We start from the raw sequence: 18,409 nt of genomic DNA, 5'->3' as shown, positions 1-18,409 counted from the left end.
TTCGCGTCGTTGCGGTCACGATCGATCCGGAGGCGTCCGGATCTTTATCGTGTGTGACATCGTATGCGATCTTCACGGCTTCTCCGTGACGATCCGGTTCTCGATCGTGCCGAGGCCGTCGATGGTGGCGGTGACGACGTCGCCGACCCGGAGGAAGGCGCCCGTCGGCGCGCCGATCCCCTGCGGCGTCCCCGTGGCGAGGACGTCTCCCGGCATGAGCGTCATGACCTGCGTGAGGTACGCGATCTGCTCGTAGATGTCGTAGATCATGTCGTCGGTCACGTGGTCCTGACGGACCTCGCCGTTCACAGAGAGGGTCATCCGCAGCGCGAGCGGGTCGGCGATCTCGTCGTCCGTCGTGAGCCACGGCCCGATCGGGCCATGGGTGTCGAACGACTTGCCGAGCGTGAACGTGGGCGAGCGCTTCTGCAACCAGTCGCGCACCGAGAAGTCGTTGAGCACCACGTAGCCGGCGATGACCGAGCGCGCGTCCTCGACGGCCACGTTCTTGCACCGCTGCCCGATCACCACGCCGAGTTCGACCTCGTAGTCGAGCTGATCGGAGACGTCCGGCTTCACCACGTCGTCGTACGGCCCGACGATGCACGACACCTGCTTGTTGAACCAGAGCTGGCTCGTCGGCGTCGGGATGCCCGCGAGCGCCGCCTCCGCCGCGTGCTCCTTGTAGTTCATGCCGATGCCCAGGAACTTCTGCGGATCGTCGATGGTGGGGAGGAGGTCGACGTCTGCGAGCGCGTGCGTCTCGCCCGTGGCGGAGAGGATCGCCGGAGCCAGCTCGCTCAGCCGGGGCAGCATCCCCCGCAGGGAGGTGCCGACGCCGGGCACGCCCGTCAGATCGGTGACGGTGACGGTGTCCGTCCCGTCCACCCGTCCGATGCGGACCTGGCCGTCGATGCGGTAGCGCGCGAGTCTCATGCCGCGTCCTCCCCGGTCTCTGCAGCTGTCTCGGAAGCGCCCTCGGACGGCAGTGCGCCCCAGATCTCCTCGCCGGTCGGCGTCAGCTGGAAATTGATGAACCGCCACGCCCCGTCGTCGCCGAGGCGGAGCACCTGGGTCACGGTCCCCGTCTGGACCCTCGTCGAGCCGTCCGGGTTCCGCAGGTGGTTCGTGATCGGGCCGACGACGATCACGACGTCTCCGACCCGGCGCATCACGAGTTCGCCGCGCTCGACCGACAGGTAGGCGCGCCGCGTCGCGACGTGCTCGAGCAGCATGGCCTTGGTGTGGACGAGTCCGGGCGCGTGGATGTGGATCAGCGCGTCGTCGAAGATGGCGGCGAGCGCCGCCACGTCACCGTCGACGAGCGCACGCCGCCGGACGTCCTCGACGGCGACGATCGCCTCGCGCGTCTCGCCGTCGACCTCCTGGACCCCGCTCACGATGCCGGGGCCTTCGGTGCGGCCCAGGTGCGGTAGCCGGTCGCCTCGCCGGCGTCGCGGCCGGGGCGCGGCGCTCCGACGAGCGCGTGGTACTTGCTGAAGATCGCGTCCGCCTCGGCGAGCGGGAGCACGGTCTCGATGTCGTCGAACGGACGCCCGTCCGTGCGCTCCGCGACCATGCGGCGGATCACCTCGTACCCCTCGCCGCGCATGTTCATGACGATGCGGTTGACGGGCTCGCGCCGGATCGCGTCGTACGCGGTGAACGCCGCGTGCGGGTCGTCCGGGTGCGCGACGAGCTGGTCCACGATGACATGCGCGTCCACGAGGGCCTGGGAGATGCCGTTGCCTCCGCGCGGGTACATCGCGTGGGCGGCGTCGCCGAGCAGGACGACCCGGCCGTCGACCCAGTCGTCGAGCGGATCGTGGCGGATGAGCGGGAAGAGGTAGACCTCGCGGGCGTCTCGCATGAGCTGCTGGACGTCGAGGAAGGGGAGCTCGACCGTGTCGTACAGGGGGAGGATCTCATCGACCGTGCCCTGCTGGTTCCAGTCCTCGACCGTCTCGTCGCGCTCGTACTCCACGACCCAGTTGATGAGCTGGTTGCCGTTGCCGTCCACGTCGTCCTGGATCGGGTAGATGATCATCGACGAGACCCGGGGATCGCCGATGTGCAGGATGGTGCGGCCGTTGAGGAACGGCGGGTGCACGGTGACGCCGCGCCACATCGTGATGCCCGAGTAGTGCGGCGTGGAGCTCTCGGGACGCATCTGCCGGCGGACGGCGGAGTTGATGCCGTCGGCCGCGATCACGGCGTCGTGCGAGACCTCCTCCGTCGTCCCGTCACCGTGCTGGATCTGGAGGGTCACCCGGTCGTCGTCCTGGCTGTATCCCGTGACCCGGGTGTCGGCCTTCACCGCGTCGGCGCCCAGGCGCTCGAGCACGGTCCGCAGGAAGAGCATCTGCAGCCGACCGCGGTGGACGAACCGCTGCTCGTTCAGGTACCCCATGTGCACGCCGCACTTCTCGGCGTAGATCTCCTGCCCGTGGGCGTTGAAGAAGATGGAGTCCTCCGCGTCCACCGAGAGGGCGCGGAACTCGTCGAGCAGCCCGATCTCCTCGATCTCCTTGGTGCCGTAGACCTTGATGTCGACGCCGACACCGAGCGGTCTCAGCTCCTGGACGGATTCGTAGATCGTCGGCCTGTACCCCGCCTGGTGCAGCCTGAGGGCTGTGAGGAGGCCGGCCGGCCCCGCTCCGATGATGGCGATATCGAGCATTCGTGTCCCTTACTGTGCGAGCAGTTCGTCGAGGAATCGGTCGGCGGAGCCGCGGGAGCGCTCCGCGGCGTACGCGTCGTAGGCTGCGCCCGGCATGCCGAGGCTGTCCGAGCGCGGGTCGGTGAACGCGTGCTTCGCTCCGCCGTAGAGGTCGAGCTCCCAGCCGATGCCGCGCTCGGTGAGCGCCGACTTGAGCGCCTGCCACTGCGCGGGGGTGGCCATCGGATCCTCGGAACCGGAGCACACGAGCACGCGCGCGTCGCGGGTGGACGCCTCCCACCCCGGGGAGAGCAGGTCGAGCCCCGCGTGGATGCTGACGACACCCCGGGTGCGTCCGCCGACCCGGAGGTACTCCAGCGCGGCCGAGGCGCCGACGCAGTAGCCGAGCGTCGCGACACGATCGGTGTCGAGCTCCGGCTGGCGGCCGGCGGCGGCGTGCGCGGCGGCGACTCTGGCCATCCAGGCTCCGCGGTCCGCCGTCATCGAGCCGATGAGCTCCCTGATCTCGGCGCCGCCGCCCGGGCTCCGTCGGCCACCCCAGACGTCGGCCGCGAAGACGGCGCGTCCCTCGTCCGCAAGGCGAACCGCGGCGGTGCGCGCCTCCGCGGTCAGCCCGAAGGCGTCATGCAGGAGGACGACGCCGGGGAGGCGGTGGTCGGCGCGCGGTGCGCAGAAGTAGCCCGTCATGGCCACGCCGGCCGTCGAGTACTCGACGTCCCGCTCGATGAGGTCGCTCACTGCTCTGCCCTTCCGCGCAGCGGTCGGGCGTCGTCGCTCGACCATGAGGCGCAGTGCGATCGTACACAGGATCGCACACGATTTCCACTGCGATCGTGCTCGGATCCCGTATGCTGATCGCACCACGGGTTATGACACAAGGGAGTTCAGACCATGACGGTCGTCGACATCAACATCCACCACCTGCCGGAGGATCTCTTCACGAACGAGAAGATCCTCAACGGGTTCCTCGACTCCGCGCCTCGCGGCTTCGGCGAGATCGCTCGCGTCATCACGATGGACAGCGGCAAGAAGCAGCTCATCCTCGAGAAGCCGGCCGGCTTCCAGAACCTCAACTACATCGAGGGCGACTACTCGGCCGAGGCGAAGCTGGCCGCGATGGACGAGGCCGGCGTGGACTACGGCATCATGCGGGTCCCCGTGTGGCAGGAGTGGCTCGGCCTGGAGACCTGCAAGGCGGTCAACGACAATGCGGCCGAGATCGTGCAGAAGTCGAACGGCCGGCTGTTCTCCACCGCGTGCGTGCCGCCGTGGGGCGGCAAGGAGAACATCTACGAGCTCGAGCGCTGCATCAAGGAGCTCGGCGTCGTCGGCGTCCAGCTCGCCTGCCACTACGGCCAGCTCTACCTCGACGACGAGGCGTTCGACCCGTACCTGAAGGTGCTCAACGACCTGAACGTGCCGGTCATCGTGCACCACACCCCACTCCCGGTCGAGTGGAAGTCGGTCATCGACTACACGAACCTCCGCCGCGAGTACGGCCGCATCGTCGACCAGGCCACCGCCGTCGGCCGCGAACTGTTCAGCGGGATGTTCGACAAGTACCCGAACCTCCGCTTCATCCACACGATGCTCGGCGGCAACTGGTTCGCGAACGCGGCGCTGCTCACCCCGCACGCCCCCAACAAGGCGGAGGCGATGTCACGACTCGACCCGACGGGCGGCGAGAAGATCAAGCAGTACCTCGACGAGAACATCTTCTTCGACCTGACGCACCCGCACTCCTGGGGCAAGACGCAGGTCGAGGCGGCGATCGAGGTCAGCGGCGCCGACCACTACCTGTTCGGCTCGTCGTTCCCCGTCTTCCGCTCCTGGATGAACCAGGGGGTCGACTTCGTGCAGAACGAGCTCGAACTCGATGACGCCGATCGCGAGCTCGTGCTCTCCGGGAACGCGAAGCGGCTGTTCAACCTGCCGATCTAGCGGCTCCGGGTGCCGGTGGAGTGGCGGTGGCCGGACCTGCCGCCTTCCCCTCCGGGGTGCCTGTCGACGCCTCCTGCTCCCGGGTCGCCGCCCAGGAGGCGAGGAGCCGCAGTGCGTCCTCCGTCGGGGTGCCCGGCTCGGCCAGGTAGATGTTCAGGTTCCACCCGGGAGTGCCGGGGAGCTCCGTGCCCTCGAAGAGGAACTCCACGTCGCCGACCACGGGGTGCCGGAAGCGCTTGACGCCGGTGACGTGCCGCCGCACGTTGTGGTCGCCCCACTTCGTGCGGAACTCGGCGCTGCGCGTGGAGAGCTCGCCGACGAGGTCCTGCAGGTCGCGGTCGTAGGGGTCACGGCCGGCCTCCGTGCGCAGGATGGCGACGATCATGTCGGCGGCGACATCCCAGTCGGGGTAGAACCGCTCGGCGCTCTCCCGGTGCAGGAAGGCGAAGCGCGCCATGTTGAGCGGACGCTCCGGGACGGCGGCGAGCGCCTCCACATGGAGGGCCCGCGCGAGCAGGTTCGTCGCCAGGATGTCCATGCGCCCGTTGCGGATCAGCGCCGGACCGGCCGACACGGCGTCGAGCATCAGCTGCAGGGACGGCCGCACCGACGCCGTCCGGGAACGCGCGCGCGGACGGCGCGCCGACGATCCGTTCGCGGTGCGCGCGAGGTCGAAGAGGTGGTCGCGCTCGGCCTCGTCGAGTTGGAGCGCGGTCGCGACGGCGTGCAGCACGGACTCCGACGCACCGGCCAGGTCACCCCGCTCGAGTCGCGAGTAGTACTCGACGCTCACGCCGGCGAGGATCGCCACCTCGGTGCGACGCAGACCGGGGACGCGGCGATTCGGCCCGGCCGGCAGGCCGACCTGCTCGGGCCGCACCTTGGCCCGGCGGCTCGTGAGGAACTCACGGACCTCGTCACGGTTCGTCGTCATGCCTCCAACCGTACGAGCCGATCGGCCGCCGTGGGGTGCCCTGGCGGAACACCTCTCACCGGAGACTCCCTCGCGCGCGGGAACGCCGGTTGGCTGGAGGCCGACCACCACCCGCCGACCGAGGGAGCACCATGTACCGCCAGGAGACGACTCGGCGAATGCGCGCGACCCTGCTGCTGGCGTCGCTGGGCTTCTTCCTGATCACCCTCGACATCCTGATCGTGAACCTCGCCCTGACGCAGATCGGCGTCGAGCTCGGCGGAGGCGCCTCGGGACGGCAGTGGGTGATCGACGGCTACACGCTGACCTTCGCCGTCCTCCTCCTGTTCGCGGGCAACCTCTCCGACCGCGTCGGCGCGAAGCGAGCGTTCGGCTCCGGGATCGCCCTGTTCCTGCTGACGTCGATCGCATGCGCGCTCGCCCCGTCGCTCGGCCTGCTCGTCGCTGCCCGCGTCGTCCAGGGGGCCGGTGCGGCGATCATGCTCCCGGCCTCGATGGCGTTGATCCGGGAGGCGTACCCGGACCCGCGACAGCGCACGCACGCGCTCGGGATCTGGGCGGTCGGCGGCGCGGTCGCCGGGGCCGTCGGGCCACTCGTCGGCGGCCTCCTCACGACGGTGGACTGGCGGCTCGTCTTCGCGATCAACCTCCCCGTCTGCGTCGCGATGCTCGCCCTGCTCACCGTGGTCGCCGCGTCACCGTCCCGGCCGACGCCGTTCGACTGGGCCGGCCAGGCGCTCGCCGCGGTCGCGCTGACCGCGCTCCTGTACGGGCTCATCACCGGTGGCGACCGCGGGTTCGGCCGACCGGAGGTGATCGCGTCCCTCGTCGCCGCGGTGGCCGGAGCTGCCGCCTTCGTACTCGTCCAGGCCCGCGTGCGCCATCCGATGATGCCGCTGGAGCTGTTCCGTCCGGCGGGGATGCGCATCGCGCTGCTCGACGGATTCGTCTTCATGGTCGGCAACTTCGGCTCGGTCTTCGTGGTCAGCCTCTACCTGCAGCAGCACCTCGGGATGTCGCCGCTGCTCGCCGGCCTGGTGTTCCTGCCGTCGGCCGCGTTCAGCATCACCGGCAACGTCGTCAGCGGCAGCCTCGCCAACCGGTACGGCCCACGGATGCCGGTCGCCGTCGGCCTCGGCCTGATGGCGCTCGGATTCGTCGGCCTGCTGGCCTGCGCGCCGACCGGCTCACCGCTGCCGGCGGGACTCTTCCTCGTCTTCACCGGGGCGGGCGGTTCGATCGCCATGCCGCCGGTGACCTCGGTCGTCCTCTCCAGCGCTCCCGCCCAGCGGGCGGGAGCGGCGAGCGCCGTGTTCAACACCTTCCGTCAGATCGGAGGCGCCGTCGCCATCGCCGTCTTCGGCGCGTTCGTCGCGAACCCGGCGACGTTCGTGCAGGGCATGCAGCTCGCCTTCGCGATCACTGCGGCCGCCCTGCTCGCCGCGGCACTCCTCAGCCTCCGCATCCGTGCGCAACAGCCCCGAAAGGCCGGTACCGAATGACCGCACCCTCCACCGCCTCCACGGACACTCCCCCTCGCCGGGATCGGCTGCCCTTCGTCGTCCCGCTGCTCACGCTCGGCACGTTCCTCATGATCACGACCGAGTACATCGTCGCCGGCGTGCTCCCGGAGATCGCCGCGGACCTGCATGTCTCGATCGCGCAGGCCGGGCTGCTGATCACCGCCTTCGCCGGCGGCATGATCGTGGGCTCGCCGCTCGTGGCGCTCGCCACCCTCCGGCTACCACGGCGGGCCACCCTCGTGCTCGCCCTGCTCGTCTTCGCCGCCGGTCATGTGCTCGCGGCGGTCAGCGGGGCGTTCGGGGTCGTGCTCGTCGCGCGAGTGATCACGGCACTTGCGGCGGGTGCCTTCTGGGCGGTCGCCTCGGCGGTCGCGACGACCGCCGCCGGACCGGCGAACAGCTCCCGCGCCCTGGGTGTGATGATGACCGGCGTGGGGCTGGCCACCGTGGCGGGAGTGCCTCTCGGCGCGGTCGTCGGCCAGCTGCTCGGATGGCGCGGGACCTTCTGGGCCCTCGCCGGGCTCGCCGCACTCGCTGCTCCGGTGATCGCCCGGTTCACGCCCCGCGACGAGGAGCACACGGCGTCGTCGATTCGAGGCGAGCTCCGCGCGGTGGCCACCGGACGCATGGCGATCCTCCTGGTCGCGACCGTCCTCGCCACCGGCGGGTACATGACCGCGTTCAGCTACCTCTCGCCGCTGGCCACCGGACGCGCCGGGATCCCCGAGGCGGCCGTGCCCCTGCTCTTCGTCGCGTTCGGCGTCGGAGCCGTCCTCGGCACGAACCTCGCCGGGCGCTTCGCCGACGAGCGGCCGCTCACGACCTTCATCACGGCGACGGCCGGCAGCGTCGTCGTCCTCGTGGCGCTTGTCCCGCTGTCGACCGACGCCCTCGCGACCTTCGTGTTGCTGTTCCTCCTGGGCGTCGCCGGGATGGGGATCCCGCCCGTCGGCACGGGCCTCGCCGTGGGCTACGCCCGCGCGGCACCCACCCTCGCGGCGGCGGTCTCCGTCGCCGCGTTCAACGGCGGGACGGCGATCGGAACCGCGGCCGGGGCCGGCGCGATCGCGTCGCCGTTCGGCGCGGTCGGACCCGTGCTGATCGGGATCGCGATGGCGGTCCTCGGACTGGCCGTCCTGCTGGTCATGGCCGGGCGGGCACGACGACGCACGGCCTGACCACGCGAAACACCGCAGCGGCGGGACGAGGGGTGTCGCCCTCATCCCGCCGCTGCGGTGTCAACCGTGCCGGTCTCAGCCGTGCCGGGGGTGGCGGCGGCGCAGGCGCGTCGCCACGAGTCCGCCGGCGCCGCCGATCAGCAGGCCGAGGGCCCACAGCATCCCGGTGCGCTGGTCGGAGCCGGTGCTCGCGAGCCCGGCGGCCCGCGGCGGGTCGAGTACGACGGCGCACGCCACGCCCGCGTCACCGCAGCCGCCCTCGCCGGTGGACGGCTCCCACGGCCCGGGCGGGGTGGTGACCGTCGCGCGGTTGGTGGTGTCGAGCGGCTCGTCGAGCACGGTGGTCACCGTGAACGTCACGGACTTGCCCACCGCGAGGGCCGGGATCTTCCAGGTCAGCTTGCCTGCCGACGCCGTGGAGAGCGGGTTGGTGCTGACCACGCGCAGGCCCTTCGGCAGGAGGTCGCTGACCGTCGCGTCCACCGCGTCGATCTGGCCGTCGTTGGTGACGACGATCGTGTAGACGATCGTGTCGCCCACGGACGCCGAGGCCCGGTCCGCGCTCTTCAGGATCGAGAGGTGCCCGATGTCGAAGCGGTTGGTGACCGTGACCGTGGCGGCCGAGCCGGCCGGGATCGCGACGATGCCGTCCGCCGGGTCGAGGGTCGTCTGCGTGGCGAGGCCCGCATCCGTCTCCTCGACCGAGCAGGAGGCGCCGGCGATCAGGTCGTCGATCGTCGCCGTGTAGCCGTTCGCCTTCGAGAGGGTCAGCGTCCCGTCCGTCCCGAGGTCGATCGGCGTGGTTACGCCGTCGACGTCGTAGGTGCAGGTCACCTGCATCGTGAAAGGCCCGGCCCCGAAGAGGGCGACGCCGTCGCCGACGCGCTTCTTGTCGATGGTGAGCGACCCGGTGTCGAAGGTGTTCGTGATCGTGACCGCGGCGGGGGTGCCCGCCGGAACCGTCACACCCGCAGCCGGGGCGATCGCGACGGAGGTCGCGCCTCCCGTTGCCGTCTCGGCGGTGTCGCAGTGCGCGCCTTGGATGAGCCCGGTGACGGTGGCCTTGTAGCCGTTCGCGTCGTCCAGGACCACCCGTCCGGCGTCGGGCAGCGGGATGGTGAGCGTGACGCCGTCCTTGACCCAGGTGCAGGTGAGCTGGGCGGTGAACGGACCGGAGCCGTAGGTCGCGGCGCCGTCACCGGTGCGGACCTTCTCGATCGCGACGGAGCCGGCGGAGAACGTGTTGGTCACGTCGACCGTCACGTTCTGCACGCTGCCGTCGAGGGCGCCGGGGATGGTGACCGAGGGCGTGTCGACGGTGCTGTCCGTCGCGCCTCCGGTCGCCGTCTCCGTCACATCGCAGACGGTGCCGGCCGGGTACACGCCCGGGACCGTCACGGTCTCGCCGCCGCGGATCGTCACGTCACCGTCGAACAGCGTCTGGTCTCCGGCGTACACGCAGGTGGCGTGGACGGTGAAGGGGCCGTTGCCGTAGTCGCCCGCAGCGTCGCCGTCGACGGTCTTGGTGATCGTCAGGGTGCCGGCCGCGTAGTGGTTCGTCACCAGCACGGTGTCGCCCTCGGCGGCGTTCGTGAGGGTCACGGTCGCGGTGTCGCCGGTCGTTTCGGCAGCGCCGTCGAACGCGATGCCGACGTGGTTCGGGGCGGTGGCGGCGCCGTCGGCGTCGGTCTCGCTGACGACGCACGTCGCGCCGATCGGCAGGCCGGTCACGGTGCGCGACGCGCCATCGGCGAGCGTGAAGGCCGCGTCGCCCGCCGCGAGCGGGATCCGCGCGCCGAGGGCGCTGGTGCAGACCAGCGTCATCCCGAACGGCCCGAACGATCCGGCGGTCGCCGCGGTGTCGACGTGCTTGGTCACGGTGAGCTGCGTGGTCGCGTAGTCGTTCGCGATGGCCACGCTCTGCCCGGCCGGGACGGCGGCCGTCGCGTCGGCCGCGGTCGCGATGACCACGCTCGACGGGGTGACCGTGCGGCTGGACTCGCCGTAGGAGCCGTCCGCGCCGTGCTCGGTCACCGCGCAGGAGGAGCCGACCGGGATGCCGTCGATGCGGGCCGTGTAGCCGCCGGCCTTGCTCAGCGTCACCGAGGAGGCGCTGCCGAGATCGACCTTCACGCCGTCGATCGTGCACACCACGTCGGCGACGAAACTGGTCGGCGCGTACTGGGCGGCGTCTCCCGTGATCGTCTTCGTGATCTGCAGCGGGCCGCCGGTGAGGATGACGCCGGACTTGATCGGCTCCTGCGGACCCGCGGGCTGCGATCCCGACACGTAGGTCGGGTAGAAGCCGAACGAGTTCCAGGCGCGCACGCCGGTGACCGGGGCCGTGACCGGCGCACGGTCGTCGCCCGCCTGGGTGGTCGGGACGTTGGTCGTCGAGTACGTCACCTTCAGCGAGCCGCCGGCCGGGAGCACGGCCCCCGGAGCGCCGCTGAAGTCGAAGACCAGCTTGACCGCGGTGACCGCGCCCGGGTCGACGGTCGTGCCGACGACGCTCGACGGCAGCCACGATCCCGCCGGGCACGTGCCGGCGCCGGGGGTGATCTCCTTGGTGCAGGGGTTCGCGGAGGTGGTGACGTACCAGTCCATGCGGCTGCCGTCCTGACCGCCCGAGGTCTGGAAGGCGATGTCGCCGTTGAACCGCGGGGTGTAGACCGAGCCGCGCTGCGACGGGTCGACCACGCCGACGTCGCCCGGGTAGGGGAACACGTCCACGGCGGTGAGGCTCTTGGCGGCGACGTTCCCGCCGTTCACCATCTCGAGCTTCCAGTGGTCGGTGTCGCCGATCGCGCTGACGGCCGCGCACGGGTACCGGTAGTAGCCGTCCGCGTCGGAGGTGCAGGGCACGGCCGGGTTGTTGATGTTCTGCGCGGCACCGCTGTCGGAGCGCACGCCCTTGGAGGCGGTGAACGAGCCCTGCGACAGCGTCGTGACGACATTGCTCGTGGAACACGTGTTCGTCGCGAAGGTGACGGCGCGCCCGTTGCCCGGGTTGAGCGCGGTGCAGACGCCGGCGGTCAGCGCGCGGTCGGTGCTTACGCCGAAGCGGTTGGTCGCGACGGTTGCAGGTGCCAGGCCGGGCTTGATCTGCAGCGAGATGGTGATGCTGTAGGTCTCACCAGGGGCCAGCTGGGATCCGGCCGGCCAGGTGAAGCGGATGGTCCCGGCGGCCGCATCGTAGGCGCGGGTCACCTTGGTCGCGTCGGTGGGCAGCGTGCCGCCCGTCGACGTGCTGTAGACCGGCACGTTGGTCGGCACGAAGAGCAGCGAGCCGTCGCCCGGGAGGGTGTCCGTCACGACCGGGTTGGGCAGGTAGCCGGTGCCGGTGTTCTTGAACCGCAGGGTCCAGTTGACCTCCTTGCCGGAGGCCGCCTGGCCGGGGCTCGTCTTCTCCACCGCGATGGCGGCGGTGCCGGGGTTGACCGTGAAGGTGGCGGTCGCCGTGGCGCGCGTGGCCTTCACGTCGTTGTAGGAGGCGTCGGCGAACACCGTGTCCGTGATGGTGCCCGCGGCGGTCTCACCGGGCATCGGCGTGGTGACGGCCGTGGAGGCGACCGGGCCGGAGCCGTCGCGCAGCTGCGAGCGCAGGCTCACGCTGAGGCGCACGTTGTCCGCGTTGTTCGAGGCGGCGAAGCTGGTGCCGTCCGCCTTCGTGAAGGTGAAGCGGAGGCCGGTCACGTCCGCCGCAGCGACTCCCGAGGGGAGCGACGCGGTCGCGATGGTCGTCGCCGTGCCGGGGTTCCAGGTCGCGGACGCGCCCTGGCCGGTCTGCGCGTCGATGGTCACGCGGTCGGCGCCGGTGGGCACGTTCGGGATGGCGAACCCGGTCAGGGTGAACGCGTTCCAGAAGGTGGGCGTCGAGTCCTCGATGACGAGGGACTTCGGCGCGAGCGTGCCCGTGGCGCGGGCCCGCAGGTTCACCTGGATGGGGTTGGTCGGGCTCGCCTGCAGGGTGCTGGTCGGCGTGAACGTCTTGGCGGTGGCGACCTGGAGGTTGCCGTTGGCCAATGTCACGGAGGCGCTCTGCGTGTCCGTCGCCTGGACCGTCGGGTAGACGTCGTCGTGGAGGGCGCCGTACACGGTGTTGACGAAGGTGCCGGCGGTGGGCGCGACGCCCGTGGCCCGGCTGGTCGGCCGGAGCTGGGTGGTCAGGGTGACGGTGGCCTTCTGGCCCGATGCGATGGTCGCGCCGGTGCCGTCGGTCCCCTGCGCGTTCGTGCCGCGGAGCAGCACGCTGACGCCGACGACGTCGGCGAGCTGCGCGGCGGTCAGGGCGGTGGCCTGCGCGATCGTGTGCGTCGTCGTCGACAGGGTCCCGTCGGCGGCGCGGTGCAGCAGCGAGACCACGCTGAGGGAGGTCTGCACGCCGGTCGCCGAGGTGAGGTCGACAGCGATCTTCGTCAGATTCAGCTTGTCCAGCGGGTTGGCGGCGGGGTCGTAGGCACCGAAGACGCACGGAGCGGTGGTGGCCGCGTTGGTGCAGTCGATCGGGTCGTTGATCCGCAGCTGCCAGGTGCTGCTGGTGGAGGTGTTGGCGATCGTCGTCGTGTAGACCGTGGTCGGGTAGGAGGCCGCGGGCACGTCGGGCTGCGGGATCACGAGCGACGTCGGGTTCGCGGTCTTCGTCACCTTGGTGGTGAAGGTCGGGTCGATGATCGTGACGTGGTCGTCCGCGGTCCGCTCGAACGGGTCGCCGGTGACGGGGATGCCGCGCACCAGGACGGTGTTGTCGACCGCTCCGGCCGAGCCGGCCATGTTGTACTCGCGGGTCCCGGTCACCCAGTCGGTGGCGGTGCTGCCGCGCACGGCGTTCCGGAGCTTCAGGGCGAGGTGGATGGTGCGCGCGTTCGCGTTCGCGCCGGGGAAGGCTCCGGCGGAGGCGCTGGCGACGCCGCTGCCGACGGTCGGCGCCATCGGGTCGCCAGTGGCGGCGATCGCGGCGGCGCGGTTCGGGCTCTCGATGAACGTGAGGCGCACACCCTGGGTGGAGCTGCGCTCGGCGGCGGTCAGCGTGTAGCCCGGGAAGGTCCCGTCGCAGGCGTTCGCGGTGGTGCACGCCTTGGCGGTGATGTCGTTCCAGGCGGTGCCGTCGAACAGCTCGACCTTCGAGACCTTGTCGTAGCGGATCAGCGGGTCGAAGGTGGCGCCTCCCGTGGAGGTCGGCGTGATCGCGTCGATGCGCGTCAGGTCGAACGCCTGGAACACGCTGCCGGTCAGGGGCGACGGCGTCGCCGGGTCCTGCACGACCATCGAGCCGATGCCGGTGGTCTGGGTGCCCCAGCCGAGCGTGACGCCGGTGGTGACGCCGGACTGCGCCTGCAGCACCTTGGTGCCGTCCCACGACTTGCTCGCCATCAGCGGGCCGGGGCCGCCGTCGGTGGCCTGGACGTTCGCGGTGGCGCAGGAGGTGGCGGGACGGCTCGTGATCGTGGTGCCGCCGTTGACGCTGCCGCTCGCGCTGCTCACGGAGCAGTTCTCGTAGGCCGTCAGCGCCGGGTAGGTGCCCGGGTTCGTCGGGGCGTTCGTGTCGCGGAGCTGGCCGCGGGCGACGAAGACGATGCCCGGCTTGACGTTGGTGGCCTGGCCGAATCCTGCCGGGTCGGTGAAGGTGAAGCGCAGCCCACGCACCTGCGAATGGGTGGTGCCGCTGGGCAGCACGCTGTCGAGGACGGCCGAGTAGGTCTTCGCGCCGGAGGTCGCATCCACCGTGGAGAGCGTCTTCCAGGTGGTGCCGTCGGTCGTGTACTCGATCGTCAGCGTCGAACCGGCGGGCACCGAGGTCGGCGCGATGGCGGTGGCGTCGAAGGCCTGCCAGTAGGGGGCGGAGGCGGTGTCCTGCGGCTCGCTCACCACGATGGTGTTCGGGCGGACGGAGCTGGTGCCGGTGGGGGTCTGCGCCGAGAGCTGGACGAGACTCGCGCCGCCCGGGATGACCGTCTGCGGCGTGATCGTCTTGGCGAGGGACAGCATGACCTCGGGGAAGTAGACCTGCAGGTCGGCGGTCGCGGTGTCGGTGCCGGTGCCCGCGGCGTTCGTGCCGGTCACGGTCGCGGCGTTCGGGTAGGTGACGAAGCCGGAGCCTGCAGGGCCTGCGTTCGTGGTGGTGCCGACCGCGAACGGCAGCTTCGCCGTGGCGCCGGTGGCGATGGTCCCGGTGTAGGTCACCTGGAACGCGGTGATGTACTGGCCGTTCGCGAGCGTCGGGGTCGTGGGCAGACCGGAGGCCGCGGTGAACGTCGAGTCGGCCGGCGCCGCCCCGGTGTTGACCGACCACGAGATCGTCGCGCCGGTCGCGCCGTCCGGCCACGCCGCTCCGGACGCGAAACCACCGAACGAGATCTTGTCGGAGAAGAATGTGCCGGTGCCGGGCTCGCGCACCGACAGGCTGGTCAGCGGACCGGTGGAGGTGTTCGTCGCGGTGAGCGTGGCGGTGGTGGACTGGCCGGCGGGCAGCTGCTGGACGCTGAAGCTCTTGTCGGCGGAGACGCTGACGGTCAGCGGAGCGATCTCCTGCGAGGCGGTGGCCGGTGCGGAGGTCGCGTCGCCCTTCGGCGTCGTGACCGCGGCGGTGATCGAGTTGACGCGGGTGCCGCCCGTGACGAGGGGCGCGTCGGTCCGCCGGTTCGTGGCGCGCTGGGCGAACACGACGTCGGCCGAGCCGTTCGCACCCGGCGTGATGGTGGCGCCCTGCGACGAGCTGAAGACGAGCTTGAGCCCGATCACGTCGCCCGGGTCCACGGTGGAGGCGAGGACCGGTGTCGTCCCGACCGGACCGGCGACCTCGCTGCTGGGGGCGTCCTGACCGGTGGTGATCGCGATGACCTGCACCTGGTCCGCGCCGGCGGGGAACGTCACGGCGCCGAAACCGGCGAAGTCGTAGAAGTCGAAGACGCCGCCCGCGACCGACGGGTCGCCCGGCTCGGCGATGGTCAGTGCGCTCGCGGCGATGTTGGAGGTGCTGGTCGCCTTCAGCGTGGCCGTGGACTGCTCGCCGGCGTTGTACTGCGTGGCCGCCGGCGTCCAGGTCTTGGCCGCGGTCGCGGCGAGCACATCGGGGACGTGCACGACGACCGGGGCGGAGGCCTGGACCGTCGCCGCGTTCTTCGCGGTGAAGGTCGCCGTGTTGGTGAGGGTCTGGCCGTCGTACGACTTGGCGATGTCGTCGGGGACCTTGACGACGAGCTGGACCGTGCCGGTCGCACCCGCGGCGAGCCCCGTGCTCGCCGGCGTGGTGTTGGGGACGACGTCGCCGAAGACGATCTTCATCGTGCTGCCGTCGAGCGAGACGGCGCCGCTGCCGCCGACGACGGTGGGGGTTCCGACGATGGTCAGCGGGGCCGGCAGCGGGTCGGTGATCGTGGCGTCGACGCACCCGGTCGTCGTCGACGAGCAGCCGAAGTTGAGGGTGTAGACGAACTGCTGGCCGGGCGCGACATCCGTGACCGTCGTGGTCTTCGACAGGTTGAGCACGCCGGAGCCAAGGTCGTCGGCGTTGGCCGCCTGCACGCCGATCACGGAGGAGCCGAGCAGCACCAGAGCGAGTGCGGCGGCGACGCTGACCGGTGTCCGCAGGGCCAGGCGGGCGGCGGAGTGACGGCCGCGCGGGCGCACGAAAAAAGACCGGATTCGGGTAAGCAAGGCGGGTCCCCCAGGCAGGACGAAGGATCCCAGTCCGCATCGGCAGCGTCGTTCGGGTGGATCGACGGGTGTCGTTCGGGTAGCGGCTCGCCGGTCGGGTCCGGTGAGAAATCCCTCCCGTCTTTCCTATCGGAATTTCGATCACACCTGTAGTGGGTCGATCACCCCATTGCTGGGGACAGTCCGTCGCATGGGGGACCGTTCTGTACCCCGAAAGGGGCGAGCGCTACCGCGTCAGGAGGGCGCCGAGAACCTCCGCGAGGGGCTCCCGGAGGTCGTCCGCGCTCGCGGACGTCAGGGGCTCGAGGCCCGAGGTGGCACGCAGCAGCACGATGCCGAAGGTGGCCGCCATGGCGATCTCGGCGCGGAGCATGACGTCCGTCGTGCCGTCATCGTCGGCACGCCAGCCGGCCGCGGTGGCCATCCGCTCCGCGAAGCGACGGAAGGTCTCGCGCCGGATGCGCTCGGTGACGGGATCCCCCGACGACCGCAGCAGCAGGAGCAGCCGCAGCGAGTTCTCGCTGCTGAGGGGCTCGCTCACCTGCGCGACGATGTCGTGGACGAGGATCTCGAGCGGCGCCTCACCCGGGTCGAGCCGTTCGAGCCCCTCGACGGCGCGCGTCAGGCACGCCTCGAACAGTCCCTCCTTCGAGACGAAGTAGCGGTTGATCAGCGCGACGTTCACTCCGGCGTCCGCGGCGATCTCCCGCACGGTGGTCGCCGAGTAGCCGTCGAGCGCGAATCGGCGCCGAGCCGCGGCCAGCAGCAGCGACTGGGTGTTCGCAGCGTCGCGAGCACGGGCGGCGGAGGCCTCGACGACCTCCTCGTCGCCGATGCCTCGCGCTGCAGATACGGGTGCCATGACCGTCCCTCCGTTTCCTCCACGTTACCGTTGCCTGCGAGTCATGTAAACGCGCATTGACTTAATGCATGCACTGGCTATCCTTCATAAGTCAGCAAATGTTTACATCGATCCGGAGAGACATGTCTCACACCATCGACGAGCCCGCGACGGGCTCCGTCCCGGCGGTCGCCGCCTCCCCTGCCAAGCGCAGGACCACCCTCATCGTCGTCTACCTGGCCCTGGGCGGCCTGGCCTTCTCCGTCCTGCAGTCCCTGGTCGCACCCGCGCTCTCGACCATGGGCAAGGACCTGCACGCCACGACCAGCGACGCCAGCTGGATCATCACGGCCTACCTGCTCTCGGCCTCCGTCCTGACCCCGATCCTCGGTCGCCTCGGCGACATGGTCGGCAAGCGCCGCATCCTGATCGTCGTGCTCGCGCTCGCCCTCGTCGGCGCCGTGCTGGCGGCGATCGCCCCGAACCTCGGCGTGCTGATCGTCGCCCGGGCCCTCCAGGGTGCGGCCGGCGCGGTCATGCCCCTGTCGATCGGCATCGTGCGCGACGAGCTCCCGCACGACCGCGTCAGTGTGACCATCGGCCTGCTCTCCGCCATCTTCGGCGTCGGCGCGGGCATCGGCATCGTGGCCGCCGGCCCGATCATCGAGAACCTCTCCTGGCCGTGGCTGTTCTGGCTGCCGGGCATCCTGATCGCCATCGCCCTGCTCGGCGTCATCTTCGGGATGCCGGAGTCGCCGGTCCGCAAGCCCGGACGCCTCGACGTGGTGGGCGCGCTCATCCTCTCGGTATCGCTCGTCTCGCTCCTCCTGGCCATCAGCAAGGGCGAGGAATGGGGCTGGGATGCGGGCGGCACGATCACCCTGCTGATCGTCGGCGCCGTCGCGCTCATCGTGTTCGTCCTCGTGGAGCTGCGCGTCAAGGAGCCCCTCATCGACATGCGCCTGTTCAAGGTGCGCGGCGTGTGGACGGCCAACGCGGTCGCCCTGATCTTCGGCTTCGCGATGTTCGGCACGTTCGTGCTCGTGCCCACGCTCCTCCAGCTGCCGAAGCTGACGGGGTACGGCTTCGGCGAGAGCGTCTCGTCCGCCGGGCTGTTCCTGCTCCCGACCGTCATCATGATGGTCATCTTCGGGCCGGTCGCCGGCATCCTGGTCCGCAAGGTCGGGCCGAAGCCGCCGATGATCGCGGGCGGCATCCTGGTGACCGCCGCGTTCGTGCTGCCGGCGATCTCGCACGGCGAGCTCTGGCAGGTCGTCGCCTCCGGCGTGCTCACCGGTGCGGGCATCGGCCTGGCCTTCGCGTCGATGTCGAACGCCATCATCGAGAGCGTGCCCGCCGGCCAGACCGGCGAGGCGATGAGCGTCAACACCATCGCCCGGACCATCGGCAGCTCGATCGGCACCGCGGTGATCGCCGCGATCATCTCCTCCAACAGCTCGCCGCAGGGCCTGCCGTCGGACGACGCCTTCACCATCGGGTTCTGGGTCTGCGCCGGCGTCGCCGTGCTCGCCATCGTCGCCGCGCTCATCGCGCCGTCGATGCGCAAGCGCCGCGAGCAGGCACTCGCGCTCGGGGTCGAGGACTTCGACTGACCCTGCACGACAGAACGGCCGGGGACAGCTCGTCCCCGGCCGT

11 protein-coding genes are annotated in these 18,409 nt (G+C 70.8%); 4 read left to right on the top strand and 7 right to left on the bottom strand.

Features of this window, described 5'->3' with window-relative positions; all coding sequences use genetic code 11:
- Window positions 1-72 precede the first annotated feature (72 nt).
- The 4 genes from FHX33_RS13035 to FHX33_RS13020 are packed head-to-tail and all read right to left on the bottom strand — an operon-like array spanning window position 73 to window position 3,418.
- On the bottom strand, window positions 73-936 hold the full coding sequence (locus FHX33_RS13035; RefSeq protein WP_021762414.1) for a fumarylacetoacetate hydrolase family protein: 864 nt from the start codon (window positions 934-936) through the stop codon (window positions 73-75).
- On the bottom strand, window positions 933-1,400 hold the full coding sequence (locus tag FHX33_RS13030) for a YybH family protein (protein ID WP_021762413.1): 468 nt from the start codon (window positions 1,398-1,400) through the stop codon (window positions 933-935). Before FHX33_RS13030 ends, FHX33_RS13035 begins: the two co-directional genes overlap by 4 nt.
- The gene (locus tag FHX33_RS13025; protein WP_021762412.1) at window positions 1,397-2,680 is read right to left on the bottom strand and encodes an FAD-dependent monooxygenase; all 1,284 of its coding nucleotides are present in this window, start codon (window positions 2,678-2,680) and stop codon (window positions 1,397-1,399) included. The genes FHX33_RS13030 and FHX33_RS13025 overlap by 4 nt, the downstream gene beginning before the upstream one ends.
- Before the next feature lie 9 nt (window positions 2,681-2,689).
- Window positions 2,690-3,418 carry a dienelactone hydrolase family protein gene (locus FHX33_RS13020; RefSeq protein WP_021762411.1) on the bottom strand — a complete coding sequence of 243 codons (729 nt, stop codon included), beginning with the start codon at window positions 3,416-3,418 and terminating at the stop codon, window positions 2,690-2,692.
- A 153-nt stretch (window positions 3,419-3,571) separates the two neighbouring features.
- Between FHX33_RS13020 and FHX33_RS13015 the strand changes: the two genes are divergently transcribed.
- Window positions 3,572-4,621 (top strand): amidohydrolase family protein, encoded by a 1,050-nt coding sequence (locus FHX33_RS13015; RefSeq protein WP_021762410.1) that lies wholly within the window; start codon window positions 3,572-3,574, stop codon window positions 4,619-4,621.
- Here FHX33_RS13015 and FHX33_RS13010 read toward each other — a convergent pair.
- On the bottom strand, window positions 4,605-5,555 hold the full coding sequence (locus FHX33_RS13010; RefSeq protein WP_021762409.1) for a helix-turn-helix transcriptional regulator: 951 nt from the start codon (window positions 5,553-5,555) through the stop codon (window positions 4,605-4,607). The two genes, FHX33_RS13015 and FHX33_RS13010, sit on opposite strands and share 17 nt — an antisense overlap.
- Window positions 5,556-5,713: 158 nt before the next feature.
- On the opposite strand from FHX33_RS13010, the gene FHX33_RS13005 reads away from it, so the two are divergent.
- Complete coding sequence (locus FHX33_RS13005; RefSeq protein ID WP_211235392.1) at window positions 5,714-7,057, top strand: MFS transporter; 1,344 nt, start codon at window positions 5,714-5,716, stop codon at window positions 7,055-7,057.
- On the top strand, window positions 7,054-8,256 hold the full coding sequence (locus FHX33_RS13000; protein WP_021762407.1) for an MFS transporter: 1,203 nt from the start codon (window positions 7,054-7,056) through the stop codon (window positions 8,254-8,256). Before FHX33_RS13005 ends, FHX33_RS13000 begins: the two co-directional genes overlap by 4 nt.
- Before the next feature lie 75 nt (window positions 8,257-8,331).
- Here the strand turns inward: FHX33_RS13000 and FHX33_RS12995 are convergent, their stop codons facing one another.
- Window positions 8,332-15,885: a DUF5979 domain-containing protein gene (locus FHX33_RS12995; RefSeq protein ID WP_338092031.1), complete on the bottom strand. Its 7,554-nt coding sequence runs from the start codon at window positions 15,883-15,885 to the stop codon at window positions 8,332-8,334.
- 253 nt (window positions 15,886-16,138) lie between these two features.
- Window positions 16,139-16,774 (bottom strand): TetR/AcrR family transcriptional regulator, encoded by a 636-nt coding sequence (locus tag FHX33_RS12990; RefSeq protein ID WP_021764691.1) that lies wholly within the window; start codon window positions 16,772-16,774, stop codon window positions 16,139-16,141.
- 122 nt (window positions 16,775-16,896) lie between these two features.
- On the opposite strand from FHX33_RS12990, the gene FHX33_RS12985 reads away from it, so the two are divergent.
- Window positions 16,897-18,366, top strand: a complete 1,470-nt coding sequence (locus tag FHX33_RS12985) for an MFS transporter (RefSeq protein WP_039923506.1) — start codon at window positions 16,897-16,899, stop codon at window positions 18,364-18,366.
- Window positions 18,367-18,409 lie beyond the last annotated feature (43 nt).

Origin of the sequence: Leifsonia aquatica, from assembly GCF_014190775.1 — a bacterium.
Taxonomy (GTDB): Bacteria; Actinomycetota; Actinomycetes; order Actinomycetales; family Microbacteriaceae; genus Leifsonia; species Leifsonia aquatica.
Note: the sequence above shows the minus strand (reverse complement) of the source record. Positions and strands in the feature narration are given on the sequence as shown.